Source organism: Nostoc sp., assembly GCF_036916575.1.
Lineage (GTDB): Bacteria > Cyanobacteriota > Cyanobacteriia > Cyanobacteriales > Nostocaceae > Nostoc.
This window is the reverse complement of the sequence record NZ_JBALGC010000082.1, coordinates 23,674-38,389: the sequence shown is the minus strand read 5'-3', so window position 1 is coordinate 38,389 and position 14,716 is coordinate 23,674. Positions and strand designations below refer to the sequence as shown.

The following is a 14,716-nucleotide window of genomic DNA, read 5'->3' as shown; positions in this document are numbered from 1 at the left end:
TACTCAGCCTGAAACTCTTTCTTTCGCTAGAAGTTGGCTAAAAGATTAGGAGATATTTTTTACCAAGAATGGTTTTTAGAATGCACAAGTTATTGTTACCACACTAAATACCAATAGGCTTGGCTTTGTGGAAATTTATCAGTTGAGGCAGCCAGAGCAGGGGATGCAGGGAAAGCAGGGCAGGGCAAACGCATCTAAATTACTTTTGCTTACAACCAAAGTTAAGAACCAACAAGGATAGGCTACAAATTTATGATTAACTGTACTAAGTAATTATGGTTGTGTTAGCTAACAAAATTATGAGATTTTTCAATTTTTGTCAGATCAGCCTCCCACTGATCAGCTTTGTCTTGGTAGGATGGATAGCCCCAAGAGCTAACGCAGCACTTTTAGTCGGGAGTTATTATAATAACTCCGTTCTGCGCTATGACGAAAAAACGGGAGAATTCATTGATGACTTCGTTCCTTCCGGTAGTGGCGGACTAAAGGGAGCAACTGGTTTAACTATTGGACCCGATAAAAATCTCTATGTTAGTAGTATTTTGAGCGGTAGCGTCCAACGTTACGACGGAAAAACAGGGAAATTCATTAGTACCTTTGTTCCTTCTGGTAGTGGTGGACTAGATACACCTGAGGACTTAGTTTTTGGACCTGACAGCAATCTCTACGTTACCAGTATTAACAGTCGCACTAGTAATAGTGTTCTACGCTACAACGGGCAAACAGGAGCATTTATCGACACTTTTGTCCCATCAGGTAGCGGCGGACTCAGTGCGCCTTTTAGTTTGAGCTTTGGTTCAGACGGAAACCTCTACGTCAGTAGTGCTCTTACTGATAGTATTTTAAGGTACAATGGGCAAACCGGAGCTTTTATCGACACTTTTGCAACAGAGCAAAAAGGGTCAGAACCTGGTGGCTTGACCTTTGGACCAGACGGCAATCTCTACGTCGCTAACTTGAATAATAATATTTCGCGCTTTAACGGTAAGACAGGAGCCTTTATCGACACTTTTGTCCCGGTTGGCAGTGGCGGACTCAATAATCCTGTCAAGCCAATCTTCGGTCCCGACGGCAACCTCTACCTTAGTGGCTTAAATAGTAACAATGTGTTGCGTTACGACGGCAAGACAGGAGCTTTTATTGACACCTTTGTCCCTGCCAGTAGAGGTGGGTTGAATGGGGCTGGCTTTTTGGCTTTCACTGAAGACAGCACTGTTGTTCCTGAACCTAGAATGGATCTAGCTGTATTGGTGGTTGGTGCTATGCTAGGAGTAAGTAAGGTACTTAGTCGTAAGCAGAAAGCCACACCATAAAAATCTAGCTTGCTTAAGAGAAGGTAATAATTACGAATTGCGTAAGCGCCACGCAAAGCGAGTCCGCATACCTCTAGTCTTAAGCAAGCTATGCACAGGTCTCCCAGAGAGCGTCATTATCAATTACGAATTATTTTGACATCATACTTCTGCCTCCTTCAAGTGAAGTTACTCTATATCCTGCGGCTGCTCGTTTAATGACTTTAATGTATCTAGACTGCAACGTAAACGAGGCTTGTCAAGGTCAGTCAAATCTAGCTTGTCCCAAGGTACTGTATAATTACCATAGATTTTGTGCGCCCCCAGTAGATGCAAAATTCCTAACCCAATTGTCCAAGCGGATAACCGTTCTAACACCGCAGCATAGCCGATAAGATATTCTTTAACAATCCATTCTTCGCCTAGTTGTTCGGCACGTACTTCCTCAATGCGTCCGATGGCTTTACCAGTTGAGTCTAATACTGATTTACCTAGTAGTAGTTCTAAATGAATTTCACGAACTGCCATTATCTCCCTCCTGGAATTAGGGCGATGATATGATCGCGCAGCCATTTTTCATAGCTTAAGGCTGGTGTTGCTTCAGCTTCAACATCGACTTCGACATCAATACCAATATCCCGCACTTTTGACCAGGGAATCCGAAACGGTTGACTTTGTTTAGCACCCCATTTACTTGCAATTGTTGCTACCAAATGTGCCAAACGCGGATTTAGCCGTTTGGCAAGGGTTGTCACTCCTACTTCAATATAAGCAAGTCGTGGTGGTTCGCCATCTTGCAACTCTATCACTACGCCATCGACTTTACCCATTTTGCGTTGATTGCGGTCAACTAATTGGTTATCAAGGACATCTCTAATAATATCCATTTCCTATCCTCCAATAATTTCCAGTGGAATAGCAACGATCGCTAGCACAAATGTCAGCGCAATTGTAAAAATGACAACACTATTACTAATCCAGCCGTTGCGATACTTACCAACATAAGATTCATCGTTCATTAAAACTAGAAATGGTATGATCACAGGCGGCAAAATCACTGCTGTAATTGCCATTGAAAACAAAGTTAATTGCAATGGGTCGATACCAAATACCATCAACAACGAGGCAAGAAAGACAAATACGGTGTAAATTAAACTAAAGCGTGCGGCATCTTTTGCTTTAAGACTTTCGCCCCAATTCCAACCAAAGGCTTGAGCAACGTCATACGCAGTATCAAGACTTACTTCTAATGCTGCACCGAAACAGGCAATGCCCAAAGATGCTGCAAATAGAATAAAACCCCAATAACCCAAAGGTTCCGTTAACATCAGCGCCGCCTGTTCGTAGCTATCAACCTGGATGCCTCTAGGTTTGAGTACCAATGTTGCTACAATCAACACCCCCAGCGAGACAACGCTGCCAAAGCCCATCCCCAAACCAGCGATGGCGCGATTCACACCAATATGCTCTTCATCCCATTTATCTTCCACTGCACCAGATGAGTAGAAATAAAACAGGTAAGGGCTAATTATCGCACCCAAGATGCCAACTGCAAGGAATAAATAATGTACGGTGTCTTCTTGTGGCAAAGTTGGCAATAAACCAGTACCAATTTGTGTCAATGATGGATGTAATTTGAACGTGGCGACGACAAATACTAGTGTAATTAATCCTAATACGGAAATACCATTTTCAATGAGACCAAAGCTGCCATACCAAAGTATTAACCAAATTGCAAAGGCAACAGGTAGAGCATACCACTGAAAGCTAATGCCTGTTATAAGTTGCAAAGCAATACAAACACCACCAATTTCAGATCCTAAAATTAGAAAATCAACAACAACTTCTGCAACTAGGGGAATGATATAAAAGTTGAACCCAAAACGTTCCCGCACTGCCGCAGCTAACGTATGTTTGCTGACTGCTGCCAAACGACCAGACATTTCTACTAAGAAAATTACACAAATTGTCCCGAGAATAATCGCCCAAATCAGTTGAAAGCCAAATTCCGAGCCGGCTTCAGCAGCAGTTGCGATCGCACCTACATCTAAAAAGCCGCCGATACTGGTAACAATACCAAGGGCGATTTCCAAAATTTTATTCATTCGTTTGTCCTACTACCTTTCTTAGCTTGCTTAACGCTTGCTTTTCTGCTGCTAATTCTCCAAGTTTTTGCTGTACCAATGAACGATTCTTTTGTGCCACAGCCTTGGACATTTCCTCTGTTTTATTTGCTAACTGTAAAATTTCAGCTAATAGCACTGATTTATCATGTTCAGTTACATCTTTAGATAACTTTATTTCGTCTATTTTCTCTTTTTCTTTTCGCAGTTCTTCCTGAGCTTTTTTCAGTGTTTGTTCAGCATATTTATTTGGCACAACATCGCGGATCCAGGCATTACCAACCATATTTGCTGTTGCTATCCAAGAAAATACACTTTGTGTTTCTTTGTCCATATCTTCTGCGGACGTTTTACCACTGCAAGAGGCTAACAATGTCAGTATTAATAAACAATTAATTACAGATGCCAATTTACTAGGCTCTGGCATTTCTAGACCCTCCATAGCCAACATAAGTATATTTTTGTCATTATTTTGACGACGGTATACATTTCTCTAGCAAAAGATTTTAGCAGATACTAGTTTAAATTTAATATTTTTTAATTAAAATACATTTTAGTAACGTAAATCAGCTTCACTAATATTGATAATGATTTAATTGAGAATTTATGGGAGATTAAAATTTAAAAAATTCTAGAATAATCTAAATTATTTTAATCGGATATTTTTTGGCTACTTCATCCCCAAAAAAGTATATTTTTAATGTTTATCATGGTGGAAATACTTGATTTATAAATAATAGTCTAGGCTTACACAAGGACAAGCTGGAATAAACATATTAACTTAGTTTTTGCAAGAGTTAAAGGTATATAGAGGCGCAAAAAATAAAGGAAGAATGTCAAAAAATTTTTACTTTTTATTCCTTCTTAATCAAGACTTATGCACTAAAAACCGATAACGTCGATCCTCCAATCAAACCTTAAAAAGAGATGAATATCTACAGCCAACTTTTTAAAGGGGTTGGGGCATCTATCGTGCATAAGTTCTATTACCTTCTTTCCAGCAGCCAAATTTGGCAGCAACGGCAATATTTTCAGGCTTACCATAGACTTTCAGCTTAAAATAACTAAGTCAATCTTCAAACCAAGTTTAATCTCAGTATTTAAGTTTCTAACCTGTGAAACTTATGATACTTATTAAATCAAGCAAAAATATGGCTACGAAAATTCCTGTTACAGTGATCACAGGCTTCTTAGGTAGTGGAAAAACCAGCCTAATTCGCCACCTGCTACAAAACAACCAAGGACGCCGCATTGCCGTTTTAGTCAATGAATTTGGGGAACTCGGTATTGATGGCGAATTGTTAAAATCCTGTCAAATTTGTCCGGAAGATGGTAAGGGCGACACTAATATCTTTGAATTAACCAACGGCTGCTTATGCTGCACCGTGCAAGAAGAGTTTTACCCGACGATGCAAGAGTTAATTAAACGGCGAGATAGCATCGACTGCATTTTGATTGAAACCTCTGGTTTGGCCTTACCAAAACCCTTGGTGAAGGCTTTTCGCTGGCAGGAAATTCGTAACGCCGCCACTGTGGATGCGGTGATTACGGTAGTTGATTGTGCGGCGGTAGCAGCGGGGACATTTGCTAGTGATTTAGAGGCGATCGCAGCCCAGCGGCAAGCAGATGATAATCTAGAACACGAAACACCTTTGCAAGAACTGTTTGAAGACCAACTTGCTTGTGCAGACTTGGTGGTGTTGAATAAAATTGACTTGGTAGATGCCGAAACAAAAGCCAAAGTTGAGGAATTGATTAAACAAGAATTGCCTAGAGTAGTGAAGATTGTCGAGAGCGATGCCGAAGGCGGGCTACGCCTACGTTCTCAACTTGACGCATCTATATTATTAGGATTCCAAGCCGCAGTCGAAGACAACTTAGATTCTCGTCCCAGTCATCACGATACCGAAGAAGATCATAACCACGACGAAGAGATTACCTCAGCTAGTTTAATTTTGGATCGTACCTTTGACCCAGAAAAGCTGCAACAGCAGTTGCAAACATTGGCACAACAACAAGAAATTTACCGGATTAAAGGCTTTGTGGCAGTGCCAAACAAATCCATGCGCCTAGTAATGCAGGGTGTGGGAACCCGATTTGATAAATTTTACGATCGCCCTTGGAAACCCGAAGAGGCTAGGCAAACGCGCTTAGTTTTCATCGGTCGTGATTTGAAATCCTCAGAAATCGAATCGCAGTTAGTAGCTTTATAAATTAGGAGCAAAGCCGGAGACTCCGAAGCTCCGGTTAGGAATGATGAGTTATGAGTTATAAAAGGCTATTTAATTCAAAAGCTAAAAATCAAGCTAATAACTTAAAATTCCTAATTCCTAACTGATAATTTTTAACTCCTTACTTTACAAAAATATGACGATCTCTCAACTATTTAACTTTGCAAATCTTTTCGTGTTGCCTTTTTGGACGTTGATGATTTTATTGCCAAATTGGAAAGTTACACGGCAGATAATGTCATCATATCTACCTTTTGTGCTGTTAGCTGGGGCGTATTTATATTTGTTTATCAACAGCATTACGCCAGAAAATGCCCAAGCTTTATCGAATCCCCAATTAGCTGATATTGCGCGATTTTTTGCAGATGAAACAGCTGCTGCAACGGGTTGGATTCATTTTTTAGTGATGGATTTATTCGTCGGTCGCTGGATTTATTGGGAAGGGCAAAAAACAGGTATTTGGACAATTCACTCCCTTGCCCTGTGTTTGTTTGCTGGCCCTTTGGGATTACTATCTCACATCTTAACTGGCTGGATTGCTAAGACATTTTTCCCGAAGTTTCAGGAGAATGAAGCGGTGACGGTAGAAGAAAAAGCTGCATCATCATCTGGAACATAATAGTAGGGGCGCACATCTGTGCGCCCCTGCCGTTTGTTGCTCTTATCAGTTAAATTGATAATGGATAATCAGTTTACTCCGATTACCAATTACCTGATTTAAAATCATTAAGTGTTGTCGTGTCTATAGTCGGCATCTAACCAACAGCGTGGTAGAACTTCACCCGAAGGAAAAACGAGATTTTCTTTTTTAAAGTTATTAGGTGGCTGTTCTTCTTCACCTTCTTGTTGTCGTCCTTGAACGACATCATTATTCGGGTCAAGCAATTCCTGAATCTCAAGAATTTTTACTAATTCGCCAGTATCTTTGAGCTGTAAAAGCATAGAAATTGCCTCCATAAGTTTGCATGAAGTATAGTGGGAGTTTTAACATAAACTCGCTCACATCTCAACCGATTTAAAACGTCGAGATTCCTTAACTGATAAAGGAAATTTTTACCAGATATACAAACATAAATTACACGATATTTATCTATGTGTATCTGTGATTTTTATTTTTATAAAATTGAGACAGCAAATAAATTCCCAATTCAGCATATCAAATCTAAAATTGAATAAGCAAATGCTGACCCAGAAAATTGTCTAATTCAAATAATCTTAGTTTTAGCGATTAGATTTCGCGTTGATATTTTTCTAAAATATCTACTAAGGTGACCTGGCATTGCAGTGGAAGTAAATCGATTAAGGGAAGTTCTCTTCTCCCGCCACCAATTTTTACTGGAATTGATTCCAAGACTTTTATAACTTGGTCTTCATTTACATTGTTGGAAGTAATTAAGGGATACAATTGTTCAGCAACAAGAGTATGCAGTTTGGCATTAGATAAATAAAGATGCCATTTGGCAATGTCTATGTAGACATTTTCACCAATTTCAGCTGCTAGGGCTTCCAGTAGTTCTGTGGTGTTAGTCTTAGCCATAAAAATAACCCTACATTGAGAAAGAGCGCGAAATCTCAGGCTTTTTTACATTATTACTCAATTAACAGGCTAATCCTACTACCACAGGTTACAATCGCCCCAGCATCAGCAGTCCGTCTTCAGGTGGATTTGGATGGAGTTTCGGTGTAGTTGGCGATCGCCGCAATATAAATTAGATGCACCAACAATATTCCTGTCCAACTTACAGTCAACCACGGCAGCCACTCCCAAGTAGTGCCTTTCAAGTTGTGGAAAAACCACAAGCCAGAATTAATACAAGCAGCGATCGCCACATGGATGGCATAATTCATCCGGTCATCTATCTTGCGGTAATCAGGGTCTTTGCGATCAGGTTCACGAGGCCAACGAGGAGGCATAAATATTTGTTACAGATTTAAATATACCTTACTCATTCTAAGGTTTTTGGGGCATTTATGTCGCGCATATAGGCTCAATGCCTATTCTTCCTGTGTTTAACGGGTGTAGCACTAGTGACTTCCAACTCATCATACTTATTGACTTTGTAGATGATCGTCGAAAGTAACCAACTGAATACAAAGATGGCAATAATTAAGTAACCAATTGTGCCAAAGTTATCACCTAGTTGACTAATGAAATCCCAAAACGGACTTTTCAGTTGTAACTGATCACCAATAATGTTCAGAGCCTCAATTCCGCCAATGACCACAGCAACTAGTACAGAAACAAGCGTGATGGTCATGTTGTAGTAGAGCTTGCGGATTGGTTTGACGTAAGCCCAGCCATAAGCACCAAGCATTAAAATGCCGTCAGTGGTGTCAATCAGGGACATACCTGCCGTGAACAAAGCAGGAAACAATAAAATCGACCAGATCGGCAAACCTTTAGCTGCTTGATTGGCAGAAATCCCCAGCAGTGCTACCTCTGTCGCTGTGTCGAAGCCTAAACCAAATAGGAAACCCAAAGGAAACATTTTCCAGCTACTATCTATTAACCCAAACAAAGGACGGAAGATGCGACCGAGTAGCCCACGTTGGTTCAAAAATTCATCTAAGGATTGCTCGTCGTAGATTCCTCCGTGCTTGACGCTCTGGAAGGTCTTATAAACATCCCACAGTACTACCATATTGATTGCTGCAATTGCTAATAGGAAAAGTGCAGAAACGGTACTGCTAATTAGCCCTCCAAGCTTTTCCAAACTGGGAAAGTCGTTATGGATGGTTGTAGTGGTTAAGGCGATCGCAATAGAGGCGGCAATTACAACGGTGGAATGACCTAAAGAGAAGAAAAACCCAACAGCAACAGGTCGTTTGTTCTCCTGCATCAATTTACGGGTAACATTGTCAATCGCGGCGATGTGATCGGCATCTACAGCATGACGTAGACCAAAGCTATAAGCTAATACGGCAGTGCCAAGTAGAAGGGGGTAGCGATGGAATGCAATCAGGGCAACTACCCAGACCAAAATATTCACGCTAATCAGGAACGCATAAATGCTGATCACTTTACGTCTAACGTTTCTGGAACTATCGTTGAAAATACGTGAAAATCTGGATAGCATTTATCACTCCTCATTAAAATATATTTTGCACAATCTAAAAAACGAATGAGACTCAGTATGAGCCGTACCAGCATCCTGAGCCAGCTATTTCGGTTTCATTCATGAAAATTACTTATATTGACATCAACGTAAGGTTTAGTAAAACCTATCTAAATGACAAATGCATTGCGAGGTTATGTCAAAAGTATGGCTAGTCGGTCATACTTGATAACTGTGAGCAGCATTGGCAGGCTGAAATCTTTATAAATACGACTTGTTAGTCCAGGAAGAAAATCCCATTCTTAGTTCTTTAGGACTTACGCGCAGAAAAACTGCGTAAGCGTAGCCCGCCGTAGGCATCGCTATAAATCTGACCTAACTTGTGTAGTGTTTGAGGAGTTTAATGAAACTAGATAAATTCAGTAGACCGAAAAGTTTTGCAGAACCCTTACCAGCAGTTGATTTGAATTGAGAAACACCATTTGCCGCAAGGAGTGTTAGAGTCTGCTTTTCAAGGAACGAGCGTTGTTGGTGGGTTAAGAGTGGAATGCAAGCACAGGCGCAGCCCGTCGTAGAGCATCCATAAATTGATTGGGGTTATAGTGGCGATTCCTCTTTTGGTGATTACCTTGGTCATGCTGCCTTACAGCTTTGGTGATTACTCGCAGCCTGTCCTCGATTTCTTGCATATTCCTGAGATGAATGCTCCCCGGATTATGTCTTCTAGAAATTCCGCACCAAAGACAAATGGTGAACCACTCAGTTTGGATGAATCAGTCAATAAGGCGATCGCAGTAGCTTCAGACAGTCGATTTATCAGTATTTACACGTATGATAATGAGCGCAAAGCCAACCCCAATCTTCCTGTAGATGCGACCCTAACCGCAGGTTATGACGGCGCTTTGGGCACAGGGGCCTGGGGCGGAAATGTGAGTGTGCAACTTGATCGCTACAGTGGTGAAGTACTGAATTTTCAAGATGCTCGTGAGTCTCCTTTCTTGGCTCAGGCAATTCACGGTCAACTCTGGATGGGGATTCACATGGGAACCTGGGGTGGCTGGACAACCCGCATTTTAGAGTTTTTAATCAGTATCGCAGCGCTTTACCTTCCTTGGACTGGCATCCGGCAATGGTGGATTAAGCAAAAGGCACGAAAGGCCAGGAAAAAAGATAAAGCTATAGGTGAGATAATCTAGGTTATTGCTCTGGCAAGGAGTAATCTGCTGATTTCCCGCCACTCTTACTTATTAAACGAATCGATTCAATTTGAATCGACTTTTCTAAGGCTTTTGCCATATCATATAAAGTCAGAGCAGCCACAGAAACGGCAGTTAAGGCTTCCATCTCTACACCAGTTTCAGCTTTGGTTTTGACTGTGGCTTGAATTTGATAACCAGGTAGTTGCGGATTGGGTATAACCTCGACTGCGATTTTTTGCAAAGGTAACGGATGACACAGAGGAATTAAAGTGGCTGTTTGCTTGGCTGCCATAATCCCAGCCAATCTTGCAGTTGCTAATACATCTCCTTTTGGGACATTTCCGGCTTGAATGGCAGCGAAGGTTGCAGGCAGCATCCGCACATTAGCAGCGGCTACTGCTTGGCGAACGGTGGGTGCTTTATCAGACACATCCACCATCTGTGCCTGTCCTTGGCGATCTAGATGGGTTAAGTTGGCAAAATTAGATGGAATATCTTGCATCATTTAGTTAGAACGTGTTAATATAGATTGTCGGTGAGGGCGTGTAGCTCAGTGGACTAGAGCACGTGGCTACGGACCACGGTGTCGGGGGTTCGAATCCCTCCTCGCCCGTTTTTGAAAGTTAAGAGTGAGGAATTAAAGTTCCTCACTCTTAACATTTAAGTTGTTCAAGGCGTAGGCATCTGGAGCGCGACCTAGTGCAAAGCGCAGGGAGTTGGATAGGTTTTTGCTCGACTGGGTAAGGAAGATTACAAGTGCAACAGAAGTGATCGCAGCACTGTAGCCAAACATATTACGGTAGCCTACAAGTTCTGCTATGGTACCCAGAAGAGGAGCGGCGATCACAATCCCCAGGTCAAGTCCAGCTATGCATATAGCAAAAATTTGCCCCCGTTCTTGCGGCAGGGAGCGGTCTGCCATCATCGTGATCATCATCGAGATTAATGTACCAACACCACCACCTTCAGCAATCGCAGCCAGTAAGAAAATGATCGCGCTGTCAGCCTGCCACAGCAGTATTAACGCTAAAACATAGCAAAAAATACCAAGGGTGATAAACAAACCACGACCAAAGCGATCGCTTGCCTTACCAGCAAACAACCTGATACTAAAACTAGAAATTGCTGCAGCTGTAAAAAACAGTCCGGCATTCAAGTTCCCCTGAGTGGATTTGAGGAACAAGGACACAAAGGTATCTACAGCACCGAGGGACAAACCAACCAGCAACATAACTATAGTTGGAACGCTCACCCGTGGACTGCCCAAAATTTGCCAAAAGTTGCGATCCTCTACTTCACTTTGCTCCTGTGTCTGCACTGGGGGATTAGTGACTTGTATAATCCCTAAGAGAGCGAAAAAACCCAATTCAGCGGATAACAGAAATAATATCCCGTAACCACTTGTAGCTTCTAAATATCCTCCCAAGGCAGGGCCAATTGCTAAACCCAAAGGAGTTGTCAGGCTCATGTAACCAATGATTTCACCACGAGTTTCAGTAGGAGCTAAATCCGCGATTAAGGCACCATAGCCAGTGGCAAAAGCGGCAATGCTAATACCGTGAAAAATCCGCACCAGAATCAACAGTGGAATTGATTGGGTTGCCAAGTAACCAAAGGGTGCGATCGCAGCTACTATCGTACCAATCACCAAGACAATTTTTCGACCACGTTCATCGGCTAACCGTCCCAGCATCGGGCGAAATAGCAATAACCCAATGGCGAAACTGCCCATCACAATCCCAATTTCTTGCTTGCTTGCGCCCACATCATTGATGTAAAGCGGTAGAGTTGGTAAGAGCGAAAATATGCTCGACCAGAATAATAAACCTGCTGTAAATAAAATAAGCAGGTTGCGCCGCAGATCGACATCAAAGGTATTAAATGCTTTCAAGGTAGATGCAATTTAATGAGTTTTTTGTCAATAGTTAGGAGTTAGGAACGGAGCCGGAGACGCTCCGCCTCCGATTAGGAGTTAGGAGTAAAGCAATATTTACTCTTGAGTGTTTACTCATGCCCAATGCCCAATGACTATTGTTACGTTAGTCAATATTTTTTGCTACCACCTCTCGCACGCGATAGATAGGTCGTCCTTGGGATTCATGGTATGTACGCATCAACAATTCTGCCAAAAGACCGAAGCAAAACAACTGTACTCCAGTTACCAATAAGAGAACTGCTAAAATCAACAAAGGGCGATTACCTATGTCCTGATGTAAAGCCAATTTGACGAAAGTCAAGTAAATACCGATCGCTGTCCCCGAAACCATTGAAATCAAGCCCAACAGCCCAAAAACGTGCATCGGGCGGGTGAGAAATCTTTTCATAAACACAATGGTTAACAAATCCATTAACACCCGGAATGTCCGCCAAATCCCATATTTACTGCGACCAAAGCGACGCGCGTGATGACGCACTGGTATTTCAGTAATTCTAGCTCCTTCAATGTACGCTAGGGCAGGTAAAAATCGGTGTAGTTCCCCGTAGAGATTCATATCTGCCAACAGTTCTGCACGGTAGGCTTTCAGCGAACAGCCATAGTCATGAATATTCACGCTAGTGGTATGGCGAATTAGCCAATTGGCAATTTTGGAAGGAAGTAACCGATTTACAGCACCATCTTGGCGTTTTTGCCGCCAACCACTCACCAAATCATAACCATCGTCCAGCTTTGCTAATAACATCGGGATATCAGCCGGGTCATTCTGGAGGTCAGCATCTAAAGTGACGATCGCTTTACCTACTGCATAATCAAACCCAGCAGCCATAGCCGCAGTTTGTCCGTAGTTGCGACGCAAAATCACCGCCTTTAAATCAGTGCGGATTTGCGCCTGTTCTTTGAGAAATTCCCCGGAACCATCTGTAGAACCATCATCCACACAAATGATTTCATAATTTATCTGACTAGAGGATAAAGTAGATGCGATCGCTTCTAGTAAAAGCGGCAAACTTTCCACCTCGTCATGTATCGGCACCACCACCGAAACATCTGGGACAATTGCTGAAATCACCCCATTCTCTTCAGTCAACCCTTGATAAACCAACCCACTCCTCATATATCTCTGCGCCCTCAGCGTCTCTGTGGTTCGTAACTCTTAAAAACTCTACCAGCACCCCGCAGCTGCTGATAGTACGACTGACTAACCGTATCTCCCTGTTCCGAGAGAATATCAATCCCAATTCCATCCCGTCCCTGCTCTTTCCCAGAACTATGAATGTAATAACCATCCGCCAAATAAAGTCCGACATGGGTTGCTTTTTGGGGAGTTCCAAAAAATACCAGATCCCCGGCTGCTAATTCTGCAATAGTAATTGGTTGAGTAAATCCTTCCTGTTGATAAGCATCTCTAGGTAACCAAATACCCACCGAAGCAAACGCCGCCTGCATCAACCCAGAACAGTCGTAATTTGGCCCAACCGTACCACCCCAAAGGTAATAATTTGATTTTTGCATCGCTTTTTGGGTAAAGGCGATAACCTCTGCTAGGAGTTTTTTAATCTCCGATTCTGAAAATATTGCAGCCTGATAATGTACAGTAGCAGATTGTAATGAATCAAAATCTGAAAGGGATACCCATCCGGGATAGTCATCTTCACATAAATAGACCTCAACCGCTGAATTTTGATGATTTGATGTTACCCATAAATGTCGCCTAGATGCGGCTTGAGTTGCCAAGCGTGTACATTCAGGAGAATCATATAAATTCAGGCTAGCTAGACACTGATACTCCCCTGATTTGGGATTTGGAATTTGGGATTTTAGATTAAAGGACATTATTTGAGAATGATTTTTTTTAATAAAGACGAACAACTCGAAAATCTTGGGTTAGGCATTTTAGATGCAACTTGGGCAGCATTTGGGACGTTAGCCCGTAATCAAATTGCCCTAACTTGGGTTGTTTATGATCCACCAGTGCTAGTAAATACTGGTGGTGCGCTAACTCCCAAAGCTTTTTGGGATCACCCAGTTCGTGGTTTCACTTATCGCGGTGTTGAGCGAATTTATCCCGCCAGTGTAGTCAAGCTATTTTATCTGGTGGCGGTAAACGAATGGCTAGAAAAAGGCATGAGTCAAACCTCCAAGGAGTTGGAGCGAGCCTTGCGGGATATGATTGTAGATTCTAGTAATGATGCTACCAGCTTGGTTGTGGATATCCTGAGTGGTACCACCTCAGGGCCAGAATTACCAACCGGGCCCTTTGAAACCTGGAAATATCAGCGTAATATAGTTAACCGCTATTACCAATCCTTGGGTTGGGAAGAAATGGAGACGATTAACGTCTGTCAAAAAACTTGGGGTGATGGCCCCTATGGACGAGAGCGGGCGTTTGTGGGAGAGTTACTGGAAAATCGCAATATGGTAACAACAAATGCGATCGCCAGGTTACTGCATAGTATTGTAGGTGGGGTGGCGGTTTCAAGCGGGCGATCGCAAACAATGATGGCTTTGCTCAAAAGGACTCTCAACGATTTGTCCGCTGATGCCGAGGAAGATCAGGTGACAGGTTTTTTAGGTGGTGGACTGCCTGAAAATGCTCAAATTTGGTCAAAGGCCGGTTGGACAAGTCAAGTTCGCCATGATGTAGCGTATATTGAATTACCAAATCAGCGCCCTTATCTTTTAGTGGTATTTACTGAAGGTAAAGCACAGGCTAAGAGTCGGACTATTTTGCCCTTTATTTCTAAACTAGTTGCCGAAGCGATCGCTAGTCTATGATCCAATAAAGTTTAGTTAAGTATTTCTTCCTTCTCTACGAGACGCTACACGTTGGCATAGTGTCTCGTAGATAAGAGAACGAAAGGAGGTTCCTTAGACAG

The 14,716-nt window shown here is 42.3% G+C and carries 17 protein-coding genes and 1 tRNA gene; 6 read left to right on the top strand and 12 right to left on the bottom strand.

The features are described from left to right. Positions 1-299 precede the first annotated feature (299 nt). Positions 300-1,313 (top strand): Vgb family protein, encoded by a 1,014-nt coding sequence (locus V7L29_RS16915; protein ID WP_334736216.1) that lies wholly within the window; start codon positions 300-302, stop codon positions 1,311-1,313. Positions 1,314-1,481: 168 nt separating this feature from the next. Here V7L29_RS16915 and V7L29_RS16910 read toward each other — a convergent pair whose 3' ends face one another. Genes V7L29_RS16910 through V7L29_RS16895 form a run of 4 tightly spaced genes read right to left on the bottom strand, consistent with a single transcriptional unit; the run spans position 1,482 to position 3,842 of the window. Beyond that, positions 1,482-1,820 (bottom strand): hypothetical protein, encoded by a 339-nt coding sequence (locus V7L29_RS16910; RefSeq protein WP_334688384.1) that lies wholly within the window; start codon positions 1,818-1,820, stop codon positions 1,482-1,484. Beyond that, positions 1,820-2,179, bottom strand: coding sequence for a hypothetical protein (locus V7L29_RS16905; RefSeq protein WP_334736215.1), 360 nt, complete (start codon positions 2,177-2,179; stop codon positions 1,820-1,822). Before V7L29_RS16905 ends, V7L29_RS16910 begins: the two co-directional genes overlap by 1 nt. A gap of 3 nt (positions 2,180-2,182) precedes the next feature. Next, positions 2,183-3,397 (bottom strand): Nramp family divalent metal transporter, encoded by a 1,215-nt coding sequence (locus tag V7L29_RS16900; RefSeq protein ID WP_334736214.1) that lies wholly within the window; start codon positions 3,395-3,397, stop codon positions 2,183-2,185. Beyond that, on the bottom strand, positions 3,390-3,842 hold the full coding sequence (locus V7L29_RS16895) for a hypothetical protein (protein WP_334736213.1): 453 nt from the start codon (positions 3,840-3,842) through the stop codon (positions 3,390-3,392). Before V7L29_RS16895 ends, V7L29_RS16900 begins: the two co-directional genes overlap by 8 nt. 724 nt (positions 3,843-4,566) lie before the next feature. Between V7L29_RS16895 and cobW the strand changes: the two genes are divergently transcribed. Together cobW and V7L29_RS16885 are read left to right on the top strand one after the other, a co-directional pair. Next, a complete protein-coding gene (gene cobW, locus V7L29_RS16890) occupies positions 4,567-5,628 on the top strand; it encodes a cobalamin biosynthesis protein CobW (protein WP_334736212.1) in 1,062 nt (353 codons plus the stop codon). 154 nt (positions 5,629-5,782) lie between these two features. Then, positions 5,783-6,265 (top strand): ABA4-like family protein, encoded by a 483-nt coding sequence (locus V7L29_RS16885; protein ID WP_334736211.1) that lies wholly within the window; start codon positions 5,783-5,785, stop codon positions 6,263-6,265. Between the two features lie 107 nt (positions 6,266-6,372). On the opposite strand, the gene V7L29_RS16880 is transcribed toward V7L29_RS16885, so the two are convergent. The 4 genes from V7L29_RS16880 to V7L29_RS16865 form a co-directional block, all read right to left on the bottom strand. Continuing rightward, positions 6,373-6,588 carry an acetyltransferase gene (locus tag V7L29_RS16880; RefSeq protein WP_334688378.1) on the bottom strand — a complete coding sequence of 72 codons (216 nt, stop codon included), beginning with the start codon at positions 6,586-6,588 and terminating at the stop codon, positions 6,373-6,375. Positions 6,589-6,874: 286 nt separating this feature from the next. Continuing rightward, positions 6,875-7,183: a DUF3181 family protein gene (locus V7L29_RS16875; protein ID WP_334688377.1), complete on the bottom strand. Its 309-nt coding sequence runs from the start codon at positions 7,181-7,183 to the stop codon at positions 6,875-6,877. A 119-nt stretch (positions 7,184-7,302) separates the two neighbouring features. Further along, complete coding sequence (locus V7L29_RS16870; RefSeq protein ID WP_334736210.1) at positions 7,303-7,560, bottom strand: hypothetical protein; 258 nt, start codon at positions 7,558-7,560, stop codon at positions 7,303-7,305. A gap of 74 nt (positions 7,561-7,634) precedes the next feature. Next, positions 7,635-8,723 carry a HoxN/HupN/NixA family nickel/cobalt transporter gene (locus V7L29_RS16865; protein WP_334736209.1) on the bottom strand — a complete coding sequence of 363 codons (1,089 nt, stop codon included), beginning with the start codon at positions 8,721-8,723 and terminating at the stop codon, positions 7,635-7,637. A gap of 566 nt (positions 8,724-9,289) precedes the next feature. Between V7L29_RS16865 and V7L29_RS16860 the strand changes: the two genes are divergently transcribed. Continuing rightward, on the top strand, positions 9,290-9,898 hold the full coding sequence (locus V7L29_RS16860; RefSeq protein WP_334736208.1) for a PepSY-associated TM helix domain-containing protein: 609 nt from the start codon (positions 9,290-9,292) through the stop codon (positions 9,896-9,898). A gap of 1 nt (position 9,899) precedes the next feature. Here the strand turns inward: V7L29_RS16860 and moaC are convergent, their stop codons facing one another. Continuing rightward, positions 9,900-10,403 carry a cyclic pyranopterin monophosphate synthase MoaC gene (gene moaC, locus V7L29_RS16855; RefSeq protein ID WP_334688416.1) on the bottom strand — a complete coding sequence of 168 codons (504 nt, stop codon included), beginning with the start codon at positions 10,401-10,403 and terminating at the stop codon, positions 9,900-9,902. A 37-nt stretch (positions 10,404-10,440) separates the two neighbouring features. Here moaC and V7L29_RS16850 point away from each other — a divergent pair. Continuing rightward, positions 10,441-10,514, top strand: a tRNA-Arg gene (locus V7L29_RS16850). Between the two features lie 24 nt (positions 10,515-10,538). On the opposite strand, the gene V7L29_RS16845 is transcribed toward V7L29_RS16850, so the two are convergent. From V7L29_RS16845 to V7L29_RS16835, 3 genes are all read right to left on the bottom strand, one after another. Then, positions 10,539-11,792, bottom strand: coding sequence for an MFS transporter (locus V7L29_RS16845; protein WP_334688373.1), 1,254 nt, complete (start codon positions 11,790-11,792; stop codon positions 10,539-10,541). 148 nt (positions 11,793-11,940) lie between these two features. Next, on the bottom strand, positions 11,941-12,954 hold the full coding sequence (locus V7L29_RS16840; protein ID WP_334736207.1) for a glycosyltransferase family 2 protein: 1,014 nt from the start codon (positions 12,952-12,954) through the stop codon (positions 11,941-11,943). Positions 12,955-12,968: 14 nt separating this feature from the next. Next, positions 12,969-13,673, bottom strand: coding sequence for a C40 family peptidase (locus V7L29_RS16835; RefSeq protein ID WP_334736206.1), 705 nt, complete (start codon positions 13,671-13,673; stop codon positions 12,969-12,971). A gap of 9 nt (positions 13,674-13,682) precedes the next feature. Here V7L29_RS16835 and V7L29_RS16830 point away from each other — a divergent pair, with 9 nt between their 5' ends. After that, complete coding sequence (locus V7L29_RS16830; protein ID WP_334736205.1) at positions 13,683-14,615, top strand: serine hydrolase; 933 nt, start codon at positions 13,683-13,685, stop codon at positions 14,613-14,615. The last annotated feature ends 101 nt before the right edge of the window (positions 14,616-14,716 follow it).